The sequence below is a fragment of the Bradyrhizobium sp. USDA 3364 genome, assembly GCF_054056355.1.
Genome location: NZ_JBSRYG010000002.1, coordinates 8,078,126 through 8,102,791, shown reverse-complemented (window position 1 = coordinate 8,102,791; position 24,666 = coordinate 8,078,126). Strand labels below are relative to the sequence as shown.

At 65.5% G+C, this 24,666-nt stretch carries 25 protein-coding genes; 17 read left to right on the top strand and 8 right to left on the bottom strand.

The features are described from left to right. Positions 1 to 56: 56 nt before the first annotated feature. The gene (gene thrS / locus ACVILL_RS38300; RefSeq protein ID WP_456733769.1) at positions 57 to 2,102 is read right to left on the bottom strand and encodes a threonine--tRNA ligase; all 2,046 of its coding nucleotides are present in this window, start codon (positions 2,100 to 2,102) and stop codon (positions 57 to 59) included. Between the two features lie 230 nt (positions 2,103 to 2,332). Here thrS and ACVILL_RS38295 point away from each other — a divergent pair, with 230 nt between their 5' ends. Then, positions 2,333 to 3,646, top strand: a complete 1,314-nt coding sequence (locus ACVILL_RS38295) for an ATP-dependent Clp protease proteolytic subunit (RefSeq protein WP_456733768.1) — start codon at positions 2,333 to 2,335, stop codon at positions 3,644 to 3,646. A gap of 118 nt (positions 3,647 to 3,764) precedes the next feature. Further along, a complete protein-coding gene (locus ACVILL_RS38290; protein ID WP_456734454.1) occupies positions 3,765 to 4,901 on the top strand; it encodes an MFS transporter in 1,137 nt (378 codons plus the stop codon). Positions 4,902 to 4,910: 9 nt separating this feature from the next. Here the strand turns inward: ACVILL_RS38290 and ACVILL_RS38285 are convergent, their stop codons facing one another. Together ACVILL_RS38285 and yidD are read right to left on the bottom strand one after the other, a co-directional pair. After that, positions 4,911 to 5,078 (bottom strand): hypothetical protein, encoded by a 168-nt coding sequence (locus tag ACVILL_RS38285; RefSeq protein ID WP_456733767.1) that lies wholly within the window; start codon positions 5,076 to 5,078, stop codon positions 4,911 to 4,913. 132 nt (positions 5,079 to 5,210) lie between these two features. After that, a complete protein-coding gene (gene yidD, locus ACVILL_RS38280) occupies positions 5,211 to 5,504 on the bottom strand; it encodes a membrane protein insertion efficiency factor YidD (protein ID WP_456733766.1) in 294 nt (97 codons plus the stop codon). Between the two features lie 294 nt (positions 5,505 to 5,798). Here yidD and ACVILL_RS38275 point away from each other — a divergent pair, with 294 nt between their 5' ends. Next, positions 5,799 to 6,716: a hypothetical protein gene (locus tag ACVILL_RS38275; protein WP_456733765.1), complete on the top strand. Its 918-nt coding sequence runs from the start codon at positions 5,799 to 5,801 to the stop codon at positions 6,714 to 6,716. Between the two features lie 17 nt (positions 6,717 to 6,733). Here ACVILL_RS38275 and ACVILL_RS38270 read toward each other — a convergent pair whose 3' ends face one another. After that, on the bottom strand, positions 6,734 to 7,180 hold the full coding sequence (locus tag ACVILL_RS38270; RefSeq protein ID WP_456733764.1) for an iron-sulfur cluster assembly scaffold protein: 447 nt from the start codon (positions 7,178 to 7,180) through the stop codon (positions 6,734 to 6,736). Between the two features lie 239 nt (positions 7,181 to 7,419). Between ACVILL_RS38270 and folE the strand changes: the two genes are divergently transcribed. The 10 genes from folE to ACVILL_RS38220 all read left to right on the top strand — a co-directional run bounded on the left by folE (position 7,420) and on the right by ACVILL_RS38220 (position 16,362). Continuing rightward, positions 7,420 to 8,115 carry a GTP cyclohydrolase I FolE gene (gene folE / locus ACVILL_RS38265; RefSeq protein WP_456733763.1) on the top strand — a complete coding sequence of 232 codons (696 nt, stop codon included), beginning with the start codon at positions 7,420 to 7,422 and terminating at the stop codon, positions 8,113 to 8,115. 28 nt (positions 8,116 to 8,143) lie between these two features. Then, positions 8,144 to 8,572, top strand: coding sequence for a phosphoribosyl-AMP cyclohydrolase (gene hisI / locus ACVILL_RS38260; protein WP_456733762.1), 429 nt, complete (start codon positions 8,144 to 8,146; stop codon positions 8,570 to 8,572). Positions 8,573 to 8,799: 227 nt separating this feature from the next. Beyond that, positions 8,800 to 9,411 carry a c-type cytochrome gene (locus tag ACVILL_RS38255; RefSeq protein WP_456733761.1) on the top strand — a complete coding sequence of 204 codons (612 nt, stop codon included), beginning with the start codon at positions 8,800 to 8,802 and terminating at the stop codon, positions 9,409 to 9,411. Between the two features lie 13 nt (positions 9,412 to 9,424). Further along, entirely contained in the window at positions 9,425 to 10,675 is a 1,251-nt protein-coding gene (locus tag ACVILL_RS38250; protein WP_456733760.1) for a c-type cytochrome, read from the top strand. Positions 10,676 to 10,787: 112 nt separating this feature from the next. Next, the gene (locus tag ACVILL_RS38245; RefSeq protein ID WP_456733759.1) at positions 10,788 to 10,967 is read left to right on the top strand and encodes a hypothetical protein; all 180 of its coding nucleotides are present in this window, start codon (positions 10,788 to 10,790) and stop codon (positions 10,965 to 10,967) included. Next, positions 10,967 to 11,530: a cytochrome C oxidase subunit II gene (locus ACVILL_RS38240; RefSeq protein ID WP_456733758.1), complete on the top strand. Its 564-nt coding sequence runs from the start codon at positions 10,967 to 10,969 to the stop codon at positions 11,528 to 11,530. The genes ACVILL_RS38245 and ACVILL_RS38240 overlap by 1 nt, the downstream gene beginning before the upstream one ends. Further along, positions 11,520 to 13,145 carry a cbb3-type cytochrome c oxidase subunit I gene (locus tag ACVILL_RS38235; protein ID WP_456733757.1) on the top strand — a complete coding sequence of 542 codons (1,626 nt, stop codon included), beginning with the start codon at positions 11,520 to 11,522 and terminating at the stop codon, positions 13,143 to 13,145. The genes ACVILL_RS38240 and ACVILL_RS38235 overlap by 11 nt, the downstream gene beginning before the upstream one ends. Then, positions 13,142 to 13,933, top strand: coding sequence for a c-type cytochrome (locus ACVILL_RS38230; RefSeq protein ID WP_456733756.1), 792 nt, complete (start codon positions 13,142 to 13,144; stop codon positions 13,931 to 13,933). The genes ACVILL_RS38235 and ACVILL_RS38230 overlap by 4 nt, the downstream gene beginning before the upstream one ends. Before the next feature lie 87 nt (positions 13,934 to 14,020). Further along, complete coding sequence (locus tag ACVILL_RS38225) at positions 14,021 to 15,025, top strand: transglycosylase SLT domain-containing protein (protein WP_456733755.1); 1,005 nt, start codon at positions 14,021 to 14,023, stop codon at positions 15,023 to 15,025. A gap of 155 nt (positions 15,026 to 15,180) precedes the next feature. Beyond that, positions 15,181 to 16,362: a DUF2336 domain-containing protein gene (locus ACVILL_RS38220; RefSeq protein WP_456733754.1), complete on the top strand. Its 1,182-nt coding sequence runs from the start codon at positions 15,181 to 15,183 to the stop codon at positions 16,360 to 16,362. A gap of 64 nt (positions 16,363 to 16,426) precedes the next feature. Here ACVILL_RS38220 and ACVILL_RS38215 read toward each other — a convergent pair whose 3' ends face one another. The 3 genes from ACVILL_RS38215 to ACVILL_RS38205 form a co-directional block, all read right to left on the bottom strand. Next, on the bottom strand, positions 16,427 to 17,017 hold the full coding sequence (locus ACVILL_RS38215) for an Hpt domain-containing protein (protein ID WP_456733753.1): 591 nt from the start codon (positions 17,015 to 17,017) through the stop codon (positions 16,427 to 16,429). Positions 17,018 to 17,026: 9 nt separating this feature from the next. Further along, a complete protein-coding gene (locus ACVILL_RS38210) occupies positions 17,027 to 17,572 on the bottom strand; it encodes a response regulator (protein WP_050402868.1) in 546 nt (181 codons plus the stop codon). A 102-nt stretch (positions 17,573 to 17,674) separates the two neighbouring features. After that, the gene (locus ACVILL_RS38205) at positions 17,675 to 18,454 is read right to left on the bottom strand and encodes an NAD kinase (RefSeq protein ID WP_456733752.1); all 780 of its coding nucleotides are present in this window, start codon (positions 18,452 to 18,454) and stop codon (positions 17,675 to 17,677) included. Positions 18,455 to 18,616: 162 nt separating this feature from the next. Between ACVILL_RS38205 and ACVILL_RS38200 the strand changes: the two genes are divergently transcribed. Next, positions 18,617 to 20,200, top strand: coding sequence for a S10 family peptidase (locus ACVILL_RS38200; RefSeq protein ID WP_456733751.1), 1,584 nt, complete (start codon positions 18,617 to 18,619; stop codon positions 20,198 to 20,200). Positions 20,201 to 20,417: 217 nt separating this feature from the next. Here ACVILL_RS38200 and ACVILL_RS38195 read toward each other — a convergent pair whose 3' ends face one another. After that, on the bottom strand, positions 20,418 to 21,299 hold the full coding sequence (locus ACVILL_RS38195; protein ID WP_456733750.1) for a LysR substrate-binding domain-containing protein: 882 nt from the start codon (positions 21,297 to 21,299) through the stop codon (positions 20,418 to 20,420). A 182-nt stretch (positions 21,300 to 21,481) separates the two neighbouring features. On the opposite strand from ACVILL_RS38195, the gene ACVILL_RS38190 reads away from it, so the two are divergent. The 3 genes from ACVILL_RS38190 (at position 21,482) to ACVILL_RS38180 (ending at position 24,612) form a co-directional block, all read left to right on the top strand. Beyond that, on the top strand, positions 21,482 to 21,943 hold the full coding sequence (locus ACVILL_RS38190; protein ID WP_456733749.1) for a (2Fe-2S)-binding protein: 462 nt from the start codon (positions 21,482 to 21,484) through the stop codon (positions 21,941 to 21,943). Between the two features lie 3 nt (positions 21,944 to 21,946). Then, positions 21,947 to 24,124 carry a molybdopterin cofactor-binding domain-containing protein gene (locus ACVILL_RS38185; protein ID WP_456733748.1) on the top strand — a complete coding sequence of 726 codons (2,178 nt, stop codon included), beginning with the start codon at positions 21,947 to 21,949 and terminating at the stop codon, positions 24,122 to 24,124. 68 nt (positions 24,125 to 24,192) lie between these two features. Further along, positions 24,193 to 24,612 (top strand): hypothetical protein, encoded by a 420-nt coding sequence (locus tag ACVILL_RS38180; RefSeq protein WP_456733747.1) that lies wholly within the window; start codon positions 24,193 to 24,195, stop codon positions 24,610 to 24,612. Positions 24,613 to 24,666 lie beyond the last annotated feature (54 nt).

The window sequence follows — 24,666 nt, the reverse complement described above, 5'->3', positions numbered from 1 at the left end:
CCCAAGATGGGGGCACGACCAAGCCGACGAAAGCCAGTTTAGACCGATTGTGAAGATCAGGCGACGGATCGCGCCCGTTTCACGTCCGGCGGCGTCGCTTCATCGACCAGCGCGGCGATCGCCTCGTCGGTCGGCATCACGGTCTGGCGCTCGCTGCCGAGGCGGCGGACCGAGACCGAATGCGTCTCGGCTTCCTTCTTGCCGACGACCAGCAGCGCCGGGATCTTGGCCAGCGAGTGCTCGCGGACCTTGTAGTTGATCTTCTCGTTGCGCAGGTCGATCTCGACCCGCAGGCCGGCGCGGCGTGCCGCTGCCGCCACCACCTTGGCGTATTCGTCGCCTTCGGAGGTGATGGTCGTGACCACGAGCTGCGTCGGCGCCAGCCAGAGCGGGAAGTTGCCGGCATAGTGCTCGATCAGGATGCCGATGAAGCGCTCCATCGAGCCGCAGATCGCGCGGTGCACCATGACCGGCGCCTTCTTCGAGCCGTCGTGATCGATGTAGAACGCGCCGAACCGTTCCGGCAGGTTGAAGTCGACCTGGGTCGTGCCGCACTGCCAGTCGCGGCCGATGGCATCGCGCAGCACGTACTCGAACTTCGGCCCGTAGAACGCGCCTTCGCCCGGATTGATCTCGGTGCGGATCCGGTTGCTGCCCTTGGCCTTGATCTCCGACAGCACGGTCGCCATCACGCGCTCGGCGTGATCCCACATCTCGTCGGTGCCGACGCGCTTCTCCGGCCGCGTCGAGAGCTTCACCGTGAGCTCGCCGTCGAAGCCGAAATCGGCATAGGTCGACAGGATCAGGTCGTTGATCTTGAGGCACTCCTCGGCGAGCTGCTCCTCGGTGCAGAACACATGGGCGTCGTCCTGGGTGAAGCCGCGCACGCGCATCAGGCCGTGCATCGCGCCCGACGGCTCGTAGCGATGCACGACGCCGAACTCGGCGAGCCGCAGGGGCAGGTCGCGGTAGCTCTTCAGCCCGTGCTTGAAGATCTGCACATGGCCCGGGCAGTTCATCGGCTTCAGCGCGAACCAGCGCTTGTCCTCGGCCTCGTCGCCGGCCGATTGCGCCGCGAACATGTTCTCGCGGTACCAGTCCCAGTGGCCCGAGGTCTCCCACAGCACCTTGTCGAGGATCTGCGGGGCGTTGACCTCGTTGTAGTCGCCGAGCAGCCGGCGCCGCATATAGGCGATCAGCTGTTGGAAGATGGTCCAGCCCTTCGGGTGCCAGAACACCACGCCGGGGCCTTCCTCCTGGAAGTGGAACAGGTCGAGCTCGCGGCCGAGCTTGCGGTGGTCGCGCTTCTCGGCCTCCTCGATCTGCCTGAGGTAGGCGTCGAGGTCTTCCTGCCTGGCGAACGCCGTGCCGTAGATGCGGGTCAGCATCGGATTGTTCGAATCGCCGCGCCAATAGGCGCCCGCCACCTTCATCAGCTTGAAGGCGTTGCCGACCTTGCCGGTCGAGGTCATGTGCGGGCCGCGGCAGAGATCGAACCAGTCGCCCTGGAAGTAGATCTTGATCGGCTCGTTGCCGGGAATTGCGTCGACCAACTCGACCTTGAAGGCCTCGCCCTTGTCGCGGAACACCTGTTTGGTCTTTTCGCGATCCCAAACCTCTTTCGTAAAGGGCTTGTCGCGCGCGATGATCTCGCGCATCCGCTTCTCGATCGCGGCAAAATCCTCCGGGGTGAACGGCTCGTTGCGGAAGAAGTCGTAGTAGAAGCCGTTCTCGATCACCGGTCCGATCGTGACCTGGGTGCCCGGCCACAGCGATTGCACGGCCTCCGCCAGCACATGCGCGGCGTCATGCCGGATCAGTTCCAGCGCGCGCGGGTCTTCGCGGCCGATCAGCTCGATCTTGGCGTCGGCCTCGATCGGATCGTTGAGGTCGGCAAGCGTACCGTCGAGCGCCATCGCGACGGTGCGCTTGGCGAGCGAGGGCGAAATGCCTTGGGCGATGTCGAGGCCGGTCGTCCCTTTCGGGAAATCGCGCCTCGCTCCATCAGGGAAGGTGAGGGCGATCTTGTTCACGGGTTCTGCGGGCTTGAGGTTGGAAAGGCTGTACTGGAATCCGGATTCGGATTTGGGCGTGTCGGCCATCGATGTCTCCTGTAGCTCACTCCTGCGAACGAGCGCAGGTAAGCGGAAAGCAGCGGTATAGCAGGGGATTTGACACCTGCAATCCGGCAATATCAAGAAAATGGCCGTCCGGCCGCACGGATTTGACCGGCAGCGCGCCGGTAGCCGATGCCACCGAGCGTTGCGACGTTGCCGATCATCGTCTAACGTCCGGCATCCATTTTTCCGCCATCGCGCGATCCGCAAGGTTCATGTTTTCCCGTCTCCTGTTTTTCGTGGCGTTGCTTCTGGTCCCGGGCGTGTTGCGGGCGGAAGACACGCCGGTCGAGAAGGCCGGATTTGCGAAAAAGCTGACCATCTATCTCGCCAAGGGACCGGCCAATGCCTGCGGCCCCGGTTGCGATCGCTGGATCGCGATCGAAGGCGAGATCGACCGGGAAGCCGCGCAGCGGATTCGCACGTTCCTGTTTCCCCTCAAGGGCACGCAGCTTCCGATCTACCTGCATTCGCCCGGTGGAAATGTCGAGCAGTCCTATGCGATCGCGCGGTTTTTGCGCGCACACAAGGCGATCGCGCGGATCGGCCGTACCAACGTGCCGGCATGTTCCTCGGGCACGCAGATCGACGCCGCCTGCCTGAAGATCAAGGCTGCGAAGGGCGAGGTTGCGGCCGAACTCGCCACGCGCAACGCGATGTGCGTCTCGGCCTGCGCCTATCTGTTCCTCGGCGCGACCAACCGCGAAGTGGCGCCCGATTCGGTGCTCGCGGTGCATAACTCGCGACTGATGTTCGTGGTTCACGGGCATCCGCCCGCGCAGGTCATCGCGGACTTCAGGCGGCGCGAGATGGTGAGCGCCGATCGCGACCGCAACGCGTTCCTCGCGGCGATGGGGATCAGCCATGAGCTCAGCGACCTGATCCGGTCCGTGAAGTTCACGGACCTGCACGTGCTGACGCGGCCGGAACTCTATCGATTTGGAATCGATGCGCGGCCGCTGCCGCAAACCCTGTGGGCGGTGGAGAAGGAAACGCGGCCCTTCGTACGCAAGATCGCACAGCAGAAGAAGGGCGACGGCAGCTCGTACCGCATGATGGAGTGGCGCCTGTTCTGCGAGAACGGGGATCGCGGACGGCTGATGTTCGTACGCGAGTTCGACGACAGCGCCGCCGGCAAGAGCACGGTGGTGATGATGGCCGGCGCCACCAAGGCGATCGCATTCGGCAGGCCGCCGGCGCGGTTCGGCAAATACGAGGTCTGGAGCGATCCGATAACCTCGGACGCTCTCAAGGCGATGCTCGCGGCGCCGCATCTGCAGGTCGGCGAAAGCCTGCTGTCGTCCGACGCCAAACCTGAGTCCAAGGCCGACTCCCAGCCCGACTCCAAATCCGCCTCCAAATCCGCGCTGGCGACATTCGATATCGACACGGCCGGGCTGGAGCAGGGGTGGACGAAGCTGCTGGCGTCATGCCCGGCGGCGACATCGGGTCCGAAGCCTGCGAGCGCATGGCCGGCGACTGCATCGCCGGGCGTCAACGCGGCACCGGCGCCACCGCCGTCGCAGTGAGCGCAAGGACGAGCGCAAGAGGCGCAATTCGATCAAGGGCCATGCATTTAGATGCAGTTGCATTGATCTCGGAGTCTGCTAACAACGCGGCGTGAAACGCTTCGCTCCCACCGCATTGATGCTCGGCAACATCGTCACCGGCTGCTCGGTGCTGGCGCCGGCCGGCATGCTGGCGGAGTTGTCCAACGGGCTCGGCGTCTCGATCCATACCGCGGGTCTCCTGATCACCTTCGGCGCCATCGTGCTGTGCGTGGGCTCGCCGGTGACGGCGTGGCTGACCAGCCGGTTCGAACGGCGCGCTCTGCTGACGGCGACGCTTCTGGTGCTGACGCTGACCAATGCGGCATCCGCTTTCGCACCGGACTACGACAGTCTCCTGATCATCCGCATGGTGATGCTCGCGGTCGGCGTGCTCTACACGCCCCAGGCGGCCGGCACTGCGGCGCTGATCGTGCCGGTGGAAAAGCGCGGCAGCACGATCGCCTATATCTTCCTCGGCTGGTCGCTCGCCGCCGCGATCGGGCTGCCGTTGGTCACCTTCATCGCCAGCCGTTACGGCTTCCGCATAACCTATGGCGCAATCGCGCTGACCGGGCTCGTGAGCTCCTTGCTGCTGTGGTGGCGGTTGCCGGGCGGATTGCACGGCGTGCTGGTCGATTTGCGGACCTGGGCCGACCTCGGCCGCAATCCGACCGTCATCCTGCTGCTGTCGATCACGACGCTGCAGATGTCCGGCCAGTTCGTGGTGTTCACTTTCATGGGGCCGCTGCTCGCCAAGCTGACCGGCGCCAATGCGGACGCCGTCGGCATCGTGTTCGCGCTCTACGGCATCTTCGGGTTCGTCGGCATCGCGATTGCAACGCGCATCGTGGATTCATGGGGCGCCTGGAAGACGTCGGTGCTGTTCACCGCGCTGCTGCTCACCGGCGTGGCCGGCTGGGCGCTGAGCGCCGGCGCCTATGCGTTGATGGCTGCCTCGGTTGCGGTGTGGGGCCTGGGCTTCGCGTCGACCAATTCGATGCAGCAGGTGCGACTGGTCGGTGCGGCGCCGGCGTTTGCGTCGGCGTCGGTCTCGCTCAACACCTCGGTGCTCTATATCGGCCAGGCGATCGGCTCCGCGATCGGCGGATTGCTGTTCGCACACGAATGGCTGCTCAGCGCGGGCTACGTGGCCACGGCCTTCGTGGCGGCGGCGCTCGCGGTCGTCGTCATCACGCGACCGCGGCCGGCCGCGCGCACCGCCGCAGCGGAGTGAGCTTGCGGGTCACCACTTCGTGCTCTGGCTCGGCACGATGAAAGCCGTGCTGCTCGGCTTTGTCGAATTGTGGGTGAAGTAGCCGTAGGCGGCGACGATGACGACCAGCAAGGCAAGCACGGCCAGCAAATCGATCTGCCGGGGATCGTGACCGTTGTGGCTGATTTTCCAGCGCATTGTTGTTTCCTCCCCAAGGAACCTGAAGGGGGCATGAAACAATGCGGCAGCATCGCCACAGTTCCGCCGGCCAGCAATGCGCGCCGCGCTTGGGAGCGCCGCAGCAAATGATCAATTCTCGTTGACGCCGCGTCAGCCCTCGTTGACGCCGCGCCAGCGGCCGTAGCGCCAGGGCAGGTACCAATGCGCGCCCGTTGGCTTCACCGCCGGCACGTTGTCGATTCCGGATGTGCCCCAGGGCTGGCAGCGCAGCAGCCGTGCCAGTGTCATCCAGCCGCCGGCCCACAACCCGAAGCGCTCGATCGCTTCATCGCCATAGACCGAGCAGGTCGGCAGATGGCGGCAATTGTAGCCGACCAGCGGCGACAGCGTGTGCCGGTAGATCCAGATCAGGGCGCGGCCGAAGTTGCGCGGCAGGCGGCGCATTGTGCTGGCACATTCCGTGCATCGCGTGAGATGTGGCGTTGAATGATTTGTCGACGGCATACGCAAGTATGTACGTAGTCTTGCGGGGGTTCCAAGCCAAGGAACTGTTCTGTTGCAGATATTTACGCCACAGTTCGCTATTATCGCACAGCGCTGGTCGCGCTGCAGCAAGGGCTCTATGGACGGTTCGGGTCAGCGACGCTACCGTTCCCATAACGCGCCGATGACAGAGTCGTGGTGCGTGGGGCCATTGCCACCGCTCGCATCACCATGGGCTTGGGGGAAGGAACCAAATTGAGGCTCGTCAAGTCGCTCTCGTTGCGTAGTTGGGCGCTCACCGGCGCCGTCGCTTTTTGCTTTGCAGTTTCCGGCACCGTCACCACGGTGGGTAGTTCCGCACAGGCCAGCTCAACCCTCGAAGAGCGCAAGCTGCCGATGAAGTTCAGCTGGATCGCCTGCCAGCCAAATTGCCGGGGCTGGGTGTCGGCGGTAGGCATCATCACGGCCGACAGTCCCAAGGAATTCGACGAGTTCGCGCGCGGCCGCCAGCTCAACGGCGCCACCATCGTGCTCGACTCCAGCGGCGGCTCGGTCAACGACGCGATCGCGCTCGGCCGCCGCTTCCGCGGTCTCGGCGCGCTGACCACCGTCGGCGTCAGCGTCGCCAATCGGGCCGCGTCGGGTGACCGCGCGAGCGTGCTGCCGGACGCCTATTGCGAGTCGATGTGCGTGTTCCTGCTGCTGTCGGGCAAGACACGCTACGTTCCACCTGCGGCCCATGTCCGCGTGCATCAGATCTGGATGGGCGACCGCGCCGACGATGCCAAGGCTGCGAGCTACACCGCGCAGGACCTGATGATCGTCGAGCGCGATATCGGCCGCCTTGCCAAGTATACGTTCGACATGGGCGGTGCGGGTGAACTGCTGTCGCTCGCACTCAGCGTGCCGCCGTGGGAAGACCTGCACGAATTGTCTGCGGCCGAATTGCGGCTGACCAATCTCGTCACCACGGATGCAGTCGCCGACGTGCTGCCGCGCCAGGACAATGCAATTCCCGTCGCCGAGGCGAAGCCGAAGAACACCGATCGCTTCGTGAGCAGCGTGATGGAGGGGGAGGCGCACCCGCAGGCCGCGAAGGCGACCAAGACCGCGGAGGCCCTGGTGCCGACCGGCGGCACCGCAGCGCCGGCGCCGGTCCAGCCCGCCCAGTAGGCGGCCGGCGGCAGGGCTTACGCCGGCTGCTTGGCCTTGGCCTCGATCTGGCCGATCGCATCGACCACGGCGTCGAAGGTCAGCAGCGTCGAGGCGTGGCGCGCCTTGTAGTCGCGCACCGGCTCGAGCAGTGCGATGTCGGCCCATTTGCCGCCCTGCGGGGGATGGCCGTTTTCCTTCAGCATCTTGCGGACCGTCTCGCGCAATTCGCGCAGCTCCTCGGCCGTCGAGCCCACCACATGGCTCGCCATGATCGAGGACGAGGCCTGGCCGAGCGCGCAGGCCTTCACGTCATGGGCGAAGTCCGTCACCACGGGACCGTCCATCTTGAGGTCGACCTTGACGGTCGAACCGCACAATTTGGAGTGGGCGGTGGCGCTGGCGTCCGGGTCGGACAGCCGTCCGAGGCGCGGAATATTGCCGGCCAACTCGATGATCCGCTTGTTGTAAATGTCGTTCAGCATGAGGACAGATGCCTGGTTCCGGCGGCGCCGGGCGCTCTTGGCGGCTGGGTTTCACCGTCCTATATATGGACGGCGCGGCCGGAAACATAGCCCGGCCATGCAGGCACCGCGGCACACATTCGCCGATGTGGTGCTACAAAAATGGGACTCAGGCGCCCGGCGGCTCGATGATCCGCCCCGTCTGCCCGGTGACACATCCGGCCCGAGGGCAATGCCTGGGCCGGTCGAACGGAGACGACATGGACGCCTTGATCAAATCGATTCGCCCCAACAAGCCGGCCGACGCCAAGACATCTGACATCAAGCCCGGCGAGCTCGACCCCTCAGAATTCATGGCGGCGGCCGTCCGTGCCGACCAGCCGCGCCCGTCACGGGCGGAGGCCGAGGACGCCGTGAAGACGCTGCTCGCCTATATCGGCGAGAACACCGGCCGCGAGGGCCTGCTCGACACGCCGCGCCGCGTCGTCGAGGCCTATGACGAGCTCTATCAGGGCTATCATCAGTGCCCGGCCGAAGTGCTGAACCGCACCTTCGGCGAGACCGCGGGCTACGACGATTTCGTCCTGGTCCGCGACATCGAGTTCACCTCGCAGTGCGAGCATCACATGATGCCGTTCTACGGCAAGGCACATATTGCATATACGCCGGTGGAGCGCGTCGTGGGTCTCTCCAAGCTGGCGCGGCTGACCGACATCTTCGCCCGCCGCCTGCAGACCCAGGAGCATCTTACCGCGCAGGTCGCGGCCGCGATCGACGAGATCCTGAAGCCGCGCGGCGTTGCGGTGCTGATCGAGGCGGAGCATACCTGCATGTCGGTGCGCGGTGTTGCCAAGCATGGTGCATCGACCTTCACCAGCCGCTTCACCGGCATGTTCCGCGACAATCCGGCGGAGCAGCAGCGCTTCCTGTCCCTGGTGCGAGGACCGAACCGGTAACCTCGCATTTTCCCGAGCGAGGTTTGCCGTGTCCGCATCGACTCACGATCACGACCGCGAAGAGGGGCTCGACTTCCAGCCCAAATTCGACGCGGCAGGTCTTGTGACCTGCGTCGCGACCGATGCCGTGACCGGCGACGTGCTGATGGTCGCGCACATGAACGACGAAGCCCTGCGCAAGACGATCGCGACCGGCGAGGGCTGGTACTTCAGCCGCTCGCGCAATTCGCTGTGGCGCAAGGGCGAGAGCTCGGGCCAGACCCAGCGCGTGGTCGAGATCCGGATGGATTGCGATCAGGACGCGGTGTGGGTCAAGGTAGAGCAGGTCGGCGCCGCCTGCCACACCGGACGGCGCTCCTGCTTCTATCGCGCGGTGAAGGGCGAGGACGGCAACATCAGCCTGTCCTTCGTCGACGCCGAGCAGCTGTTCGATCCGGCGCAGGTCTATCGCAAGTAGACGCATTGATCTGAATCAAAAGTGACGCTTCGCAATCAGAATGCGACGCGTCGAAGCGTCGCGCTTCGTTGCTCCTCGTTTCGTGATGTGCCAATAATTCTCCATCGTCGTCGCGCTGGGGGTGAACTGTGGCCCATCGCCTGATACCGATTCTTGGGTTTCTTGCCTGGGTTGTATTGCCGGTCAGCGCCGCGCAATCGCAAACGGCAGAGCGTGCGCCCGACACGATGGCGGCCCGCGTTCTCGCCTGCGCCTCCTGCCACGGCGCCGAGGGCGAGGGGACCAGCGACGCCTATTTCCCGCGTCTAGCCGGCAAGCCTGCCGGCTATCTCTACAATCAGCTGATCGCATTCAGGGACGGGCGGCGGAAATATCCGCCGATGAACTATCTGCTGGAATTCCAGACCGACGATTTCCTGAAGAAGATCGCCGAGCATTTCGCCTCGCTCAAGCCGGCATTTCCGCCGCCGGTTCCGCCGGTCGACAGCAAGGAGATCCTGGCGCGCGGCGAATCGATCGTGAAGAACGGCGATCCGCAGCACGGCATTCCGCCCTGTTCGGCCTGTCATGGTCCGGCGTTGGGCGGGATGGAGCCCGGCATTCCCGGACTGCTCGGCCTGCGCGCGGCGTATATCAGCGGCCAGCTCGGCGGCTGGCGCTACGGCACGCGGACCGCGTTTGCTCCCGATTGCATGCAGATCGTTGCGAGCCTGCTGACCGAAGACGACGTGAAGGCGGTGGCGGCCTACCTGTCATCGCGCTCGGCACCGGCGGATCCGTCCTTCGCGCCGCAAGGCAGCCTTCCGATGCCGCTGGAATGCGGCAGCGAACCGCACTGAAGGGATCGTGCCGATGTCGCGAACCTCAACAGGACTTGTTGTCGGACTGCTGTTGGCACTGTCGCCGATCACGGCATCGGCGCAGCAGAAGGCGGCCGATCCGCCCGTCATCGCCAAGGGCGAATATCTCGCGCGCGCCGGCGATTGCATCGCATGTCACACCGCGCGCGAAGGCAAGACCTTCGCCGGCGGCCTTCCGATGAAGACGCCGTTCGGCACGCTCTACACGTCGAACATCACGCCCGATCCGCAGACCGGGATCGGCACGTGGACGTCGGACCAGTTCTACCAGATGATGCACCATGGCCGCTTCCCCGACGGCGGCCTGGTCTATCCGGCGATGCCGTTCGCCTCCTATAGCAAGGTCACGCGCGAGGACAGCGACGCGATCTACGCGTACTTGCGCACGGTCGCGCCGGTCAAGCAGCTCAACAAGCCGCATGACCTGACATTCCCGTTCAACAACCGCTCGCTGATCCTCGGTTGGCGCACCCTGTTCTTCAAGGAAGGCGAGTTCAAGCCGGACTCGACCAAGTCCGCGGAGTGGAACAGGGGCGCCTATCTGGTCGAGGGCCTCGGTCATTGCGGCATGTGCCACACCGCGATCAATGCGCTCGGCGGCAGTTCGCAGTCGCAGGCCTTCGAAGGCGGCCTGATCCCGATGCAGAACTGGTATGCGCCATCCCTGACCTCGAACAAGGAGGCCGGGCTCGGCGACTGGTCGATCGAGGAGATCGTCGACTATCTGCGCAAGGGCGTCTCTGCCAAGGGCGCGGTGTATGGCCCGATGGCTGAGGTCGTCTACAACAGCCTGCAATATCTCAATGACGACGACGTCCGTGCGATGGCGATTTATCTGAAGGGCCTCGCGCAAGGCACGTCGCCGGAAAAGGCATCGGCGCCGATGCCGACGGCCGAGAGCAGCCTGCTGCACTCCTTCGGCAAGCAGCTCTACGATCGCGAATGCGCGACCTGCCATGGCGCGACTGGACTGGGGATGCCGCCGGACTATCCGCCGCTCGCCGGCAACCAGTCGATCCAGATGGTCTCGGCCGTCAACGCGATCCGGATGGTGCTCAATGGCGGGTATCCGCCCGGCACGTCGGGCAATCCGATGCCCTACGGCATGCCGCCGTTCGCGCAGAAGCTGTCGGACGACGAAGTCGCGGCCGTCGTGACCTACATTCGAACGGCCTGGGGCAATCGCGGCGAGCCGGTGTCGGCGCGGCAGGCCAACGAGTTGCGTGCAGCAACGCTGAACTAGGCATGATCCGGAAAAGTGCGGAGCGGTTTTCCGAAAAGATCATGCTCAAACAAGGAGCCGAGGCGTGATGACGATTCAACCTGATCCCATCGCGCTTTAGGGGAACGCGATCATGATCAACTCATCTTCGCCGCAACTGCCGGCATCCGGCTCGGAAGACGAGGCCGTCGAGACTATCGTGCGCGCTGGTCCGGGCGGCGCGATCGCGGTCGCGGGCATTGCGACGGCCATCGTGGTCGGATTGTGGTTCGCATTCTATCTGCTCGTCTTCCTGCCGCGGAGCGCTCCGTGATGGCGACCGAGACGGACCACGGCCTCGGCGAAGCGGTTGCCGCACGGATCGAGCGGCGCTGGGCGACGCTGTCGATCGTCATTGTCGGCCTCTTGGTCGGCATGGCCGCCTATATCGGCATCCACCAGGCGACGATGCCCCAGGGGCGGGTCGAAACCGCCGATCCCACCACATTGCATCTGTCCGGCGAATTCATCGAGAGCAATCTCGGCAGCGAATTGCAGGCCGACGGCTCGGTCACCGTGCGCGCGATCGGCCAGCAATATTCCTTCACGCCGCAATGCATTGTGGTGCCTGCGGACACTCCGATCACCTTCCGCGCGACCAGCGCGGATGTCGTCCACGGTTTCCTGATCGAGGGCACCAACATCAATACGATGCTGGTGCCGGGCTACGTCACGGAGCTGCCGGTGCGCTTCAAGGCGCGGGGCGATCACGTGATGCCGTGCCAGGAATTCTGCGGCATCGGTCACCAGGGCATGTGGGGCAAGGTCAAGGTGGTCGACAAGGTCGCGTTTCGCGACATGGCGGCGGCGAAGCGGAGGCTGACCTGTGTTGATTAACAAGCGGCTGATAGCGGCGCATTTCTGGCTCGCCTTCATCGTGTTCGGGGCCGCGCTGGTGCTCGGTGCCTGGCAGATGTACGTGCGTAGCCCGTTGAACGTCTGGCACTTCAATCCGGAGTTCTACTATCGCTCGGTCACCGCGCATGGCTCGGCGATGGGATATGTGTTCCCGACGCTGATCGCGATGGGGTTCGGTTATGCGATCACCGAAGCGTCGCTGGAGAAGCCGCTGGTCGGACGGCGCTGGGCATGGGCGGGCTTTTTCCTGGTCGCCGTCGGTGCCGTTGTCGCGATGATCCCGGTGTCCCTCGGGCTGGCCTCGGTGCTCTACACCTTCTATCCGCCGATGGTCGGCAATCCCTTCTATTACATCGGCGTCGTCATGGTCGTGGTCGGCTCATGGATCTGGGTCGCGCTGATGGTGATCAATTTTGTGATCTGGAAGCGCGAGCACCCGGACAAGCCGGTGCCGCTTGCGATGTACGCCAATGTCGCGGGCTGCCTGCTCTGGGGCTGGACCGCGGTCGGCGCGGCGCTGGAGATCCTGTTCCTGATCCTGCCTGTGGCGCTTGGGCTCAAGTCCACGATCGATGCGGGGCTGGCGCGCGTGTTCTTCTCGTGGACGCTGCATGCCATCGTCTATTTCTGGCTGATCCCGACTTATATCGCCTACTACACGATCTTCCCGCGGGCGATCGGCGGCCGGCTCTACAGCGACGCGATGGCGCGCATTTCGTTCATCCTGTTCGTCGTGGTGGCGATGCCGATCGGCGTGCACCATCTGTTCGCCGATCCGCAGGTTGGCGCCGGATTCAAGTTCATGCACTCGGTTTTCACCGGACTCGTCGCGCTGCCGACGCTGCTGACGGTGTTCACGATCTGCGCGTCGGCGGAGGTTGCGAGCCGCCTGCGTGGCGGCCGCGGCGCATTCGGCTGGATCGGCGCGCTGCCATGGTCCAATCCGATCATGGTGGCGACGGCGCTGTCGCTGGTCATGCTCGGCTTCGGCGGCGCCGGCGGGCTGATCAACATGAGCTACCAGCTCGACGCCACCGTGCACAACACGCAGTGGATCACCGGCCATTTCCACCTGATCTTCGGCGGCGCCATCGTGATCATGTATTTTGCCATCGCCTATGATCTGTGGCCGCATCTGACCGGCCGTGCGCTGGACAGTTTTGGCCTGATGCGCACGCAGCTCTGGCTGTGGTTCATCGGCATGATCGTGACCACCTTCCCGTGGCACTATGTCGGCATCCTCGGCATGCCACGCCGCATGGCGTTCTATGACTATGCCAACCCGGCGATCTCGCCACAGGCGCTGTCGGTCACGCTGTCGGCGATCGGCGGCTTCATCCTGCTGACGTCGGGCCTGCTGTTCCTGCTCGTGCTGATCCGCGGGCAATTCGGCGCGCGAGATGAGGCGGGGGCGTATCGTTTCGCGGTGCCGCTGCATATGCCGGCGCACCTTCCGATCGCGCTCAACTCGTTCGGCCTGTGGCTCGCATTGATGGTCGGCCTCACCGTGGTGAACTATGGTTTCCCGATCGCGCAGCTGATGGCGCTGAAAGAGACCAGCGTGCCTGCGGTCTATGTGGGAGCTGGCCGATGAGCGATCAGCCGCTGTTCTCGCTCCGCAATCCGTGGTTCGGCACCAGCGTCGGCATCACGGCCGCGATCGCCGTGCTGTCGGCCATCGCCGGCCTGATCTGGTTGCCGCTGGCGCAACCGGACCTCAAGCTCGCCGGCGTCTGGGATGCGATCTGCAGCGCGGCCGGCGTTCCGCGTGCCGCCGTGCAGGAGGCGAGCATCGAGCCGGATTTCAAGACCTCCAATGTCGTCATGACGTCGGAGATGCTGACCAAGGTCAATCAGGTCTCGATCGGGCGGGGCGCGACGCTGGCGCAGCGCTGCGCGATCTGCCACGGGCCGCAGGGCGTCAGCGACGCCCATTCGCCGAACCTTGCCGGGCAGTTTGCCGCGGTGACGTACAAGGAGCTGAACGACTTCAAGACCGGTGCGCGGGTCAGCGTGGTGATGAGCCCGTTCGCGGCGGCCATGAGCGATCAGGACATGAAGGACGTTGCGGCCTATTACGCCTATCTGCCGCGGGTGCCGTCGAACAATCTGGATGTCGGGCGCCCCGCGCCGGCAGTGGTGGTGATGGGCGCCCCGATGCGCAACATCCCGCCCTGCGGATCCTGTCACGGCGACATCGACAACAAGGCGGGAAGCCCGTGGCTCGGCGGCCAGTCGGCGGTCTACATCAAGGCGCAGCTCGAGGCCTTTGCGTCCGGAACTCGCCGCAACGACATCAGCCAGCAGATGCGCAACATCGCGCGCCAGATGACGGCCGAGGAGATCGACCAGGTTGCGCATTACTACGAGGCCCAGCCCTGAGCGATGTTAACGTGCCGTTAACCATAATTACGGCAGGTTGACAGGACATGGGTGCCGATTGCCGGCGCCCGGCAAGGCACCGGATCAATGGCGGTCGACCTCTTCACAGCGACGGCTTCGGCAGGTGTCGATCCTTCGCGCGTGAAGGTCGCGAGCTCGATCAAGCAGGCGGCCGCAAGCACCGGCACGAGCTTCGAATATCTGCTCACCACCGCGAAGATGGAATCCAATTTCAATCCGCGGGCCGGCGCCACGACCTCGTCGGCGCATGGACTTTATCAGTTCATCGACCAGACCTGGCTCGGCACAGTCAAGGAGGCCGGCAGCCAGCTCGGCTACGGCCAGTATGCCGACGCCATCACCAAGAATTCCGACGGCAGCTATTCGGTCAGCGATCCCTCGGCGCGTAGCGCGGTCATGAAGTTGCGCGATGATCCCGATGCGGCGTCCTCGATGGCGGCGGTGCTGACGCAATCCAACAGCTTCAAACTCACCGGCACGCTCGGCCGTCGTCCGACGGACGCCGAACTCTATATGGCGCATTTCATGGGCGTCGGCGGCGCCGGCAAGCTCATCTCGAGCGCCGAGGACAGCCCGAGCGCCAATGCCGTCGCGATGTTTCCGAAGGCGGCGGCGGCGAACCAGTCGATCTTCTACGACAAGTCGGGCAGTGCGCGCAGCGTTTCGCAGGTCTACTCGGTGTTGACCACACGCTACGCTGCGGCCGCGAATTCCAACGACACGCGCACCGCCTTTGCCGCGGCAGGCGGCGGCACCATGTCGCCTTACGCGATCGCAAGCGCGGCGCCGACGCAGGCACTGACGATGGACACCGCGTCCTATCTCTCGACCTTCCCGAATGCCAGTGCCGCATCGTCGGTCGGCGTGACCCCGGCCGTCGCATCGGCACAGCCGGCGCCGGCTTTCCGCTCGCTCTACCAGGGCGGCGACCGATCGGAACCGATCTCGCCGGCGGTGCAGGAACTCTGGGGCAATTCCGCCTCGCTGACTGGGTCGGCGACGCCGAAGGTCCGCGCGCCCGGGCGGCTCGATCTGTTCAGCGACCCCAACGGCACCTACAGCAACAGCTAGCCGCTGCGTTGCAGCCGCGCGCGGGCGCCGTCTTAACGAAACGTCAATAATCCCAAACGTTTATGGTGAACCCTTTGTTAAGCGTCATGGTTTATTTTTCCTTGTAGTTGGCATCGTAAGTCGATGCCGTTTTCGTTGCGTAAGCCGGCAGGACCATGATCGTTCGGCAGTTCATTAGTTGGATTAGGACCGCTCCGGCAGGCGAGCGAGCAGAGGCGACACGGGCGTTGGCCCGGGCTTGGCTCATTTCAGATCTCGCCGAGCACGACCGCATCGCGGCCGAAGGCGCGCTGCTGATGCTGCTCGACGATCCGTCGCCGCTGGTGCGCCAGGCGATGGCCGAGGTGTTCGCCCACAGCGCGGAGGCGCCTGCCGCGATCGTGCAGGCGCTGTCGGCCGACCAGCCGGCGATCGCGCTGCCGGTGCTGGAGCACTCACCGCTCTTGATCGATGCAGACCTTGTCGACATCGTCGCGACCGGCTCCGACGAGATGCAGTGCGCGATCGCGCGCCGCGTCAATTTGCCGGCCTCCGTCGCCGCGGCGATCGCCGAGGTCGGCTCCGCCGCGGCCGCGCTCGAGCTGATCGAGAATCCGTATGCGGGCCTCGCGCCGTTCTCCTGGGACCGCATCGTCGAGCGCCACGGCCATCTCGCGGCGATCCGGGAATCGATGCTGGCGCTGGAGGACCTGCCGTCGGCGACGCGGCTGGCGTTGGTCGCAAAGCTCTCCGACACGCTGGCGCAATTCGTCGTTGCGCGAAACTGGCTCGGCGCCGACCGCGCCGACCGCATCGCCGGCGAGGCGAAGGAGCGCTCCACGGTGAACATCGCCGCGCGTGCCTTCGGCGACGACATGCAGAACCTGATCACGCATCTGCGCGCCACCGGGCAGCTTACCGCGGGGCTGATCCTGCGCGCGCTGCTGTCGGGCAATCTCGATTTGTTCGGCGCGGCGCTCGCCGAACTGTCCGGAATGCCCTTTGGCCGCGTCTCCGCGCTCTTGAACGACCGCGGCGGCAACGGCCTGCAGGCGCTGCTGCGGCGCGCCGGCCTGCCGGAATCGACCTACGCCGCATTCCGCGTCGCGCTCGAGGCCAGCCACGAGGTCGGCTATGTCGACAGCGGCGACGGCGCCACGCGGCTGCACCGCCGCATGGTGGAGCGCGTGCTGACGCATTGCGAGACCGATCATTCGGCGGCCGAGCCGTTGCTGATTCTGCTGCGCCGCTTCGCGACGGAATCGGCCCGCGAAGATGCGCGCGTGTTCTGCGAGGAGCTCGCCGCGGAAGACGCGGTCTCGGTGCTGCCTTACGACGACGATCTCATCGCGGCCTGAGGGCCGCGTTCCTTCCGATTGAATGCTTGAATGGCTGCCGCAATGCGAGCGGCCGACCGCGCCGCTATTCGCTGGGTGCGATACTCGGCGCGAGGATGGCCTCGAGATGCTCGGGGCGGTCGCGGTTGGCGTGGGTCAGGAATTCATCGGCGATGCCGCGGAGCTGCTTGCTCAGCACGCCGGCGACAACAGCGGTGTCGAGCTTGGTGCGGTTGCGCACGATCGCCTGCACCGCGTTGATGTGATGGGCGATCAGCTGCGGCGGCACCGCGGCGAGGTCGGGTGCGTGCTCGATGATGCGGCACAGGCTCTCGGCCGCGGCCGCTGCCGACGGATAGCCGAACGTTGCGGCGTCGCCCTTGATGTCGTGCGCGGCGCGGAACAGCTCCTCGCGCGTCTTGTCGTTGAAGCCCTCGCGCAGCACCGTGACGTGCGCGGCGGAGAGGCGGTCGGCCTCGATTGTCATCCATTCCTTGAACTCGCCCGACAGCCCGGCGAGCGCCTTTTCGGCGCGGCCGACCGGATCGTCGAGATCGCTCTCGGGGACCCGCAGCAGCACCTTGCGCAGCGGATTGGGCTGCGTGATCACGTGATGCGTGCCGAAGCTCTTGACCTCGATGGTGCCCGGTTTGTCCTTGGAATTTTCCTTGGCCATGACGGTGTCCTAGATCGCGGAACGTGCCTTCTCGAGCAGCGACGGCTGCTGCAGGATCTCGACCTCGCCGCTGCCGCGGCGTTCGGGGCCGATATAGGTGTTGGTGGTGTTGCGGCGCCGGTCGGGGCCGAAATAGGTCTTGGTCTTGATGAACGGGCGCGGATTGGCGACCACGTTCATGATGCGCTGATAGAGGCCCTTGGCCGAGATCGGCTTGGCCAGGAATTCGGTGACCCCGGCATCGCGCGCCACGGTGACGCGGCGCTTCTCGGAATGTCCGGTCAGCATGATGATCGGCGCGTAGGGATTGCCCTTGGATTCCGGCTGCCGGATCATCTGCGCGAGCTCGAGCCCGTCGAAGATCGGCATCGACCAGTCGGTGATGACGATGTCGGGCACGTAGTGGGTATACATCTCGAGCGCGGTGGCGCCGTCCTCGGCCTCATACACTTCGCGCGCGCCGAACGAATGCAGCAGCGTCCGCAGGATGCGGCGCATGTGCGGATTGTCGTCGCAAATCAAGAACCGCAGCTTGTTGAAATCGATGCGATACATGGTCCGGTCCCGAAGGGGCATACCGGGCCAACGCGGTATTACCCGACGTTAACCATATCCCGCCCGGGGTTAATGATTGGTTGCCGGGCAGGGGGGCCGCCGTCAGTAGCCGAACTGCTCGCGCAGGATGCGCTCCTCCAGCGAATGGCCGGGGTCGAACAGCATCCGCATCGCAATCGTCTTGTCGGACAGGATCTCGACCCGGCGGACGTCGCGGACCTCGTCATGGTCGGCGACGGCGGCGACCGGGCGCTTTTCGCCCTCGATCACCTCGATCACCACGAAGGCGGAATTCGGCAGCAGCGCCCCGCGCCAGCGCCGCGGCCGGAACGCGCTGATCGGGGTCAGCGCCAACAGCGCAGCGTTGATCGGCAGGATCGGCCCCTGGGCGGAGAGGTTGTAGGCGGTCGATCCGGCCGGCGTCGCCACCAGGATGCCGTCGGCCATCAGCTCGGGCATCCGCTCATGCTCATCGATCAGGATGCGCAGTTTGGCGACCTGGTAGGTCTGGCGGAACAGCGCCACCTCGTTGATGGCGTGATGCAGGTGCACGGCGCCGTGGATGTCGGTTGCGCGCATCAGGAGCGGATTGATCAGCGACTCCCGCGCGGCGGCAAGCCGGGTGCGCAGATCATGCGTCGAGTATTCGTTCATCAGGAAGCCGACGGTGCCGCGATGCATGCCGTAGATCGGCTTGCCGCTGCGCATGTTGGCGTGCAGCGTCTGCAGCATCAATCCGTCGCCGCCGAGCGCGACCACGACGTCGGCATCGGCAGGTGGATGATTGCCGTACATCCCGGTCAGCTGCTCGAGCGCCGACTGCGCTTCCGCGCTCGGGCTGGCGACGAAGGCGATCTTGTCATACCGCTTGGAGCTGGCCATCGCTCACGAACTCGTTTGGCACGGAACACGCCGCGCTCGTCTATACATCCCGGGCGGCCTTGTCGAGATGGTCCGGGAACGGACCGCATGCCACACCGGCGCCGTCAGGCTAGCGCAGTTAATGGGTGGAATGCGTAAACGTCGCCCCAGGGAGTGAACGGCATGGCTAACAGTTTTGCGACACGGTGCGCGGCGGCGTTGCTGGTAGCCTGCGTCGCAACCGCGGCGCGGGCCGACGATGAGATGCCGCAGCCATCGCCGTCGCCGAGCGCGCAGGCCCCAAGCGGTCAGAGCCCAAGCGGGCAGAAGGGGCGGGCAGGACGCGGCGAGACCGGCTCCGGCGCCAACGCCGCGGCCAGCGCGTCGACGGCCGAGCAGCACCGCCTGCCGCCGGACTCCACCACAAAGCAATCGGTGGCGCTGCCCAACCGGACGCTGAACTTCAGCGCGACCGCGGGCTCGATCCGCGTGTTCGACGACAAGGGCGAGCCGCTCGCCGACATCGCCTACACCTCCTACCAGCTCGACGGCGCCGACAAGGCGAACCGTCCGGTCATGTTCCTGTTCAATGGCGGGCCGGGGTCCGCGTCGGCCTGGCTGCAACTCGGCAATGTCGGGCCGTGGCGGCTGCCGTTCGATGGCGCGGTGTCCTCGGCCGCGCCGGAGTTGCAGGCGAATGCCGACACCTGGCTCGATTTCACCGATCTCGTCTTCATCGATCCCGTCGGCACCGGCTACAGCCGCTTCGTCACCACTTCGGAGGACGCGCGCAAGCGCTTCTTCACCGTCGACGGTGACGCCAATTCGGTCGCGCTGGTGATCCGGCGCTGGCTGGAGAAATACGATCGGCTGACCTCGCCGAAATATGTCGTCGGCGAAAGCTATGGCGGCATCCGCGGGCCCAAGGTGGTGCGCAATCTGCAAATGCAGCAGGGCGTCGGCGTGCGCGGCCTGGTGCTGATCTCGCCGGTGCTCGATTTCCGCGAATACACCGGCTCCAGCATGCTGCAATATGTCGCGAGCCTGCCGACCATGGCGGCGGTGGCGCGGCAGGCCAAGCGGCCGGTGACCCGCGAGGATCTCGCCGACGTCGAGAGCTATGCGCGCGGCGATTTCCTGCTCGACCTCGTCAAGGGCCAGGCCGACAGTGAAGCCACCACGCGGCTCGCCGACAAGGTCGCAAGCCTGACCGGCATCGACCAGGCGATGAGCCGCAGGCTCGCCGGCCGTTTCGACATCGGCGAATTCCGCCGCGAGTTCGATCGCAAGAACGGCAAGGTCACGGGCCGCTACGACGCCTCGGTCGAGGGCTTCGATCCCTATCCGGACTCCAGCTACTTCCGCTTCAACGACCCGTCCGGCGATCCCCTGATGGCGCCGCTGACCAGCGCCGCCGTCGATCTCACCACGCGCAAGCTGAACTGGCGGCCGGACGGCTCCTATCATCTGCTCAGCGAGAGCGTGAACAAGGCGTGGGAATTCGGTCACGGCATCAATCCGGCGGAGTCGGTGACGCAGCTGCGCCAGATGCTGGCGCTCGACCCGAAGCTGAAGCTTCTCGTCGGCCACGGCCTGTTCGATCTCGCCACGCCGTACTTCGCATCCAAGATCATCCTCGACCAACTGCCGGCGTTCGCGGGTTCGGATCGCACCAAGCTCGCGGTCTATCCGGGCGGCCACATGTTCTACTCCCGCGACGCCTCGCGCCAGGCGTTCCGTAAGGAGGTCGAGGCTCTGGTGAGGTGAGGGAGTGGCGGGTTGGGTCACGCTACCGCGGCAGCATAACAGCGTCGTCGTCCCGGCGAAGGCGGGACCCATACGCCGCGGCCGGCGTTGTCGACGGGACTTGTCGTTCCGCTATCGTGTAACAATTTGCATTTGGGGTTATGGGTCGCGGCCTTCGCCGGGACGACGGCGAGTTTGTTGCGGTATCACGAGCCGTACAATCGCGTTCTCGCGATGATCACCCATACGTCTCCACGATGAAGTCGATCAGGGCGCGGAGCTTTGGCGTCATCTTGCGGTTCTTCGGCCACAGGATCTGGCGCGCGCGAGCCTGCGTCGTGTAGTTCGGCAGCAGCACCTGCAGCCGTCCCGCGGCGATGTCGTCGGCCAGCAGCTCGTCGCGCATCAGCACGATGCCGGCGCCGGCGAGTGCCGCATAGCGGATGCCGAACGCGTTGTTGATGGTGAGCCGGCTCTCGACGTCGACATGGACTTCGCCCTCCGGCCCGTAGAAGGACCATCGCCGCGCGTCCGACCAGCCGGGATAGCGCAGGCATTCATGGGCGGCGAGATCCCTTGGATGGGTCGGCGTGCCGCGCTCGGCGAGATAGCGCGGCGCGGCGCAGACCACGCCGGTGTAGGGCGACAGCGAGCGCGACATCATCGTGGAGTCGGTCAGCGTGCCGACCCGGATCGCGGCATCCAGCCCTTCCTCGAGCAGATCGACCATCTTGTCGCTGAGCACGAGGTCGACCGAGACTTCAGGGTACTTGTTCATGAAGCGGACCAACGCGGGTGCCAGGCTGTATGATCCGAAGGCAACCGAGGTCGCCACGCGAAGTTTGCCGCGCGGCGCGCTCAGGGCTTCCTCGACCAGCGCATCGCCGGCCTCGGCCTCCACCAGCAGGTGCTTGCAGTGATCGAGATAGCTGCGGCCGAGCTCGGTGAGCCCCTGCCGCCGGGTGGAGCGGTTGATCAATTGCGAGCCGAGCCGGTCCTCGAGAAAGCGGATATGCTTGCCGATCATGGTCGGGGACATCCGCAATTCCTTGGCCGCGGCGGTGAAGGAGCCGAGATCGGCGACGCGGGCGAACACGGACATGCTGGTCAGTCGGTCCATGATTATAAACCAATGGTTATTTCATTGCGGATCAAAGCGGCGCTTATAGCACGTAGGATTTCTATTTATTACCATGAGTGAGCAATTGGCGCGAGGCAGCGCTCGATTGCTTCGGAATTTGGCCGGTCGCGCCCGGAGGGGCGTGGTCCGCGCGAGGGCTCGAACCAGGACAGGAGGGTCAGATGCCTTTCCAGATCACAATCAATGGGACCAATCATTCGGTCGATGCCGACGGCGACACGCCGCTACTGTGGGTGCTGCGCGACGTGCTCGGCATGACCGGCACCAAGTTCGGCTGCGGCATGGCGCTGTGCGGTGCCTGCACGGTGCATCTCGACGACACCGCGGTGCGCTCCTGCATCACGACGATCGACAGCATCGGCGATTCCAAGATCACGACCATCGAGGCGGTCGGCAGGACGGCGGCCGGCAAGAAGATCCAGGACGCCTGGCTCGCGCATGAGGTGCCGCAATGCGGCTACTGCCAGTCGGGGCAGATCATGTCGGCTGCCGCGCTGCTGGCAAGCAAGTCGAAGCCGACCGACGCCGATATCGACGAGGCGATGTCGGGCAATATCTGCCGCTGCGGCACCTATGTCCGCATTCGCGACGCCATCAAGCAAGCCGCGCAGTCGGGAGGTTGAGCCATGACGCTGATCGACAATCTGTCTGAGCGCGCTGCCGACCTGTCGCGGCGCAATTTTCTCCGTGCGACGGCTGTGGCCGGCGGCGGCCTGCTGCTCAGCGTGAGCCTGCCGTTCGCGGGACGGGAGAGCGAGGCCGCGGCCGCCGATGGCTTCGCGCCGAATGCCTTCGTCAGGATCGGCGGCGACGGCAAGGTGGTGCTGACCATGCCTTATGTCGAGATGGGGCAGGGCACCTACACCTCGATCCCGATGCTGATCGCCGAGGAGCTCGAGATCGGCCTCAATCAGGTGCAGCTCGAGCATGCGCCGCCGAGCGACAAGCTTTACGCCAACCCGCTGCTCGGCGTGCAGGCCACCGGCAATTCGAATGCGATGCGCGGCGCCTGGCAGCCGATGCGCAAGGCGGGCGCCACCGCGAAGGCGATGCTGGTCGGAGCCGCAGCGAAGCGCTGGAACGTCGAGCCCGCGTCGTGCCGCGCCGAGAACGGCGAGGTGCTTCATGCGGCCTCGGGACGCAAAGCGAGTTACGGCGAACTGGCGGCCGACGCGGCGCAGATGCCGGTGCCGGAGAATGTGACGCTGAAGAGCCCGGCCGAGTTCAAGCTGATCGGCACGCCGGCCAAGCGGCTCGATACGCCCTCCAAGATCAACGGCACGGCGGTCTACGGTATCGACGCGCGGCCGCCCGGGGTGAAGGTCGCGACGCTGGCGCAGTCGCCGGTGTTCGGCGGGCGGGTCAAGCGCGTGGATGATGCGGCGGCGAAAGCCGTCAACGGCGTGCGCCAGATCGTGACGCTCGATGATGCCGTCGCCGTGGTGGCCGACCACATGGGAGCGGCGAAGAAAGGTCTCGCGGCGCTCACGATCGAGTGGGACGAGGGGCCGCATGCCAAGCTCGCGACAGCAGACATCGCGCGCGAGCTCGAAGCCGCCACCACGAAGCTGGGCGCCGTCGCGCAGAATATCGGCGACGCCGACAAGGCGATGGCGGGCGCAGCGACGAAGATCGAGGCGACCTATCAGCTGCCGTTCCTCGCCCATGCGACGATGGAGCCGATGAACTGCACCGTGCACGTTCGCCCCGATGGTTGCGAGATCTGGGTCGGCAATCAGGCACTCTCGCGCGTGCAGGCGGTGGCCGCGAAGATGCTGAACCTGCCGCCGGAGAAGGTCGTGGTGCACAATCATTTGCTCGGCGGCGGCTTTGGCCGCAGGCTCGAGGTCGATGGCGTCATTCGCGCCGTGCAGATCGCCAAGCAGGTCGACGCGCCGGTCAAGGTGGTGTGGACCCGCGAGGAGGACATCCAGCACGACATGTACCGGCCGTACTGGTTCGACCGGATCTCGGTCGGCCTCGATGCATTGGGCAAGCCGGTTGCCTGGAACAACCGCTTTGCCGGTTCGTCGGTCATCGCGCGCTGGGCGCCCCCGGCGTTCCGCAACGGTCTCGACGGCGATACCACCGAGGGCGCGATCGATCTCGTCTACGACATTCCGAACTTCCACGTCGAATATGTCCGGGTCGAACCGCCAGGCATCCCGACCGCGTTCTGGCGCAGCGTCGGGCCATCGCACAACGTATTCGTCGCCGAAAGCATGATCGACGAGATGGCGGCGGCCGCCAAGCAGGACCCGGTCGAGTATCGCAAGGCGTTGCTCGGCAAGTCGCCGCGCGCCAAGGCGGCGCTGGAGCTCGCGGCAGCCAAGGCCGGCTGGGGCGGCAAGCTGCCGGCCGGGCGCGGACGCGGCGTGTCGCTGCAATTCGTGTTCGGCAGCTACCTCGCGCAAATTGCCGAGGTCGAGGTCGCCAAGGACGGCTCGGTCCGTGTCCATCGCGTCGTCTGCGCGATGGACTGCGGCACCGTGGTCAATCCTGACACCGTGCAGGCGCAGTTGCAGAGCGGCATCAATTTCGGTGTCACCGCCGCGCTCTACGGCGAGATCACGCTGAAGGATGGGCGCGTCGAGCAGACCAACTTCGACAGCTACCAGATGTTGCGCATCGATCAGGCCCCGGCCATCGAGGTTCATATCGTGCCGAGCACCGAGCCGCCCGGCGGCATGGGCGAGACCGGGACCTCTGGCAGCGTGCCTGCGATCAGCAACGCGATCTATGCTGCGACCGGCAAGCGGCTGCGCAAGATGCCGGTCGACCCGGCGGTGTTGAAGCAGGCGTGAGGCGCTACTGGCGCGATCGTGAAGTCGCACGGATTTGCAGGTTCCGCCGATCCGTGCGACAAGCGGGCATGCATGTGAGGCGGCTCGTCAATCTCTGGATTCTGCTGCTTGTCGCGGCCGGGCTGTTGCTCGCGCCCGTGGCGCCGGCGTTTGCCCGGATGGTCGATGCATCGTCCACCGCCATGCAGGCGATGTCTGGCCACGATGATATGGCCATGTCGGACCACGTCATGTCCGACGAAGCCATGTCGGGGCAAGCGATGGCTGACAACATGCCGTGCTGCCCGGACCAGACCAAGAGCAAGGGCTGCGACGATTGTCCATTCCTTGCGCTGTGCATGCTCAGCGTCTCGCTGCCCGCGCCCGGCGGAGCGATGTCGTTGATCGCACGCGCGCCGTCGCAGAGCGCCTTCGCCGCGCGCGACGACCGCCTGCTCGACGGCCTTGGCGCCAAGCCGCCGGATCATCCGCCTCGAACCAACGTCTGACGGGCGCTCAAAGCGCCTGATCGCTGACGCGTGCGCCTGACAGCGCGCGTGCCG

Excerpts from the sequence above, each read along its gene's own strand:
- ACVILL_RS38250 (WP_456733760.1), top strand. The coding sequence starts at position 9,425 with ATGTCGCGAACCTCAACAGGACTTGTTGTCGGACTGCTGTTGGCACTG.
- ACVILL_RS38220 (WP_456733754.1), top strand. The coding sequence starts at position 15,181 with ATGATCGTTCGGCAGTTCATTAGTTGGATTAGGACCGCTCCGGCAGGC.
- yidD (WP_456733766.1), bottom strand. The coding sequence starts at position 5,504 with ATGCGCCGCCTGCCGCGCAACTTCGGCCGCGCCCTGATCTGGATCTAC.
- ACVILL_RS38200 (WP_456733751.1), top strand. The coding sequence starts at position 18,617 with ATGGCTAACAGTTTTGCGACACGGTGCGCGGCGGCGTTGCTGGTAGCC.
- ACVILL_RS38255 (WP_456733761.1), top strand. The coding sequence starts at position 8,800 with ATGGCGGCCCGCGTTCTCGCCTGCGCCTCCTGCCACGGCGCCGAGGGC.
- ACVILL_RS38185 (WP_456733748.1), top strand. The coding sequence starts at position 21,947 with ATGACGCTGATCGACAATCTGTCTGAGCGCGCTGCCGACCTGTCGCGG.
- ACVILL_RS38230 (WP_456733756.1), top strand. The coding sequence starts at position 13,142 with ATGAGCGATCAGCCGCTGTTCTCGCTCCGCAATCCGTGGTTCGGCACC.
- ACVILL_RS38270 (WP_456733764.1), bottom strand. The coding sequence starts at position 7,180 with ATGCTGAACGACATTTACAACAAGCGGATCATCGAGTTGGCCGGCAAT.
- ACVILL_RS38190 (WP_456733749.1), top strand. The coding sequence starts at position 21,482 with ATGCCTTTCCAGATCACAATCAATGGGACCAATCATTCGGTCGATGCC.
- ACVILL_RS38210 (WP_050402868.1), bottom strand. The coding sequence starts at position 17,572 with ATGTATCGCATCGATTTCAACAAGCTGCGGTTCTTGATTTGCGACGAC.
- ACVILL_RS38225 (WP_456733755.1), top strand. The coding sequence starts at position 14,021 with ATGGCGGTCGACCTCTTCACAGCGACGGCTTCGGCAGGTGTCGATCCT.
- ACVILL_RS38285 (WP_456733767.1), bottom strand. The coding sequence starts at position 5,078 with ATGCGCTGGAAAATCAGCCACAACGGTCACGATCCCCGGCAGATCGAT.
- ACVILL_RS38295 (WP_456733768.1), top strand. The coding sequence starts at position 2,333 with ATGTTTTCCCGTCTCCTGTTTTTCGTGGCGTTGCTTCTGGTCCCGGGC.
- ACVILL_RS38245 (WP_456733759.1), top strand. The coding sequence starts at position 10,788 with ATGATCAACTCATCTTCGCCGCAACTGCCGGCATCCGGCTCGGAAGAC.
- ACVILL_RS38195 (WP_456733750.1), bottom strand. The coding sequence starts at position 21,299 with ATGGACCGACTGACCAGCATGTCCGTGTTCGCCCGCGTCGCCGATCTC.
- ACVILL_RS38205 (WP_456733752.1), bottom strand. The coding sequence starts at position 18,454 with ATGGCCAGCTCCAAGCGGTATGACAAGATCGCCTTCGTCGCCAGCCCG.
- ACVILL_RS38240 (WP_456733758.1), top strand. The coding sequence starts at position 10,967 with ATGGCGACCGAGACGGACCACGGCCTCGGCGAAGCGGTTGCCGCACGG.
- thrS (WP_456733769.1), bottom strand. The coding sequence starts at position 2,102 with ATGGCCGACACGCCCAAATCCGAATCCGGATTCCAGTACAGCCTTTCC.
- folE (WP_456733763.1), top strand. The coding sequence starts at position 7,420 with ATGGACGCCTTGATCAAATCGATTCGCCCCAACAAGCCGGCCGACGCC.
- ACVILL_RS38180 (WP_456733747.1), top strand. The coding sequence starts at position 24,193 with ATGCATGTGAGGCGGCTCGTCAATCTCTGGATTCTGCTGCTTGTCGCG.
- ACVILL_RS38215 (WP_456733753.1), bottom strand. The coding sequence starts at position 17,017 with ATGGCCAAGGAAAATTCCAAGGACAAACCGGGCACCATCGAGGTCAAG.
- ACVILL_RS38290 (WP_456734454.1), top strand. The coding sequence starts at position 3,765 with ATGCTCGGCAACATCGTCACCGGCTGCTCGGTGCTGGCGCCGGCCGGC.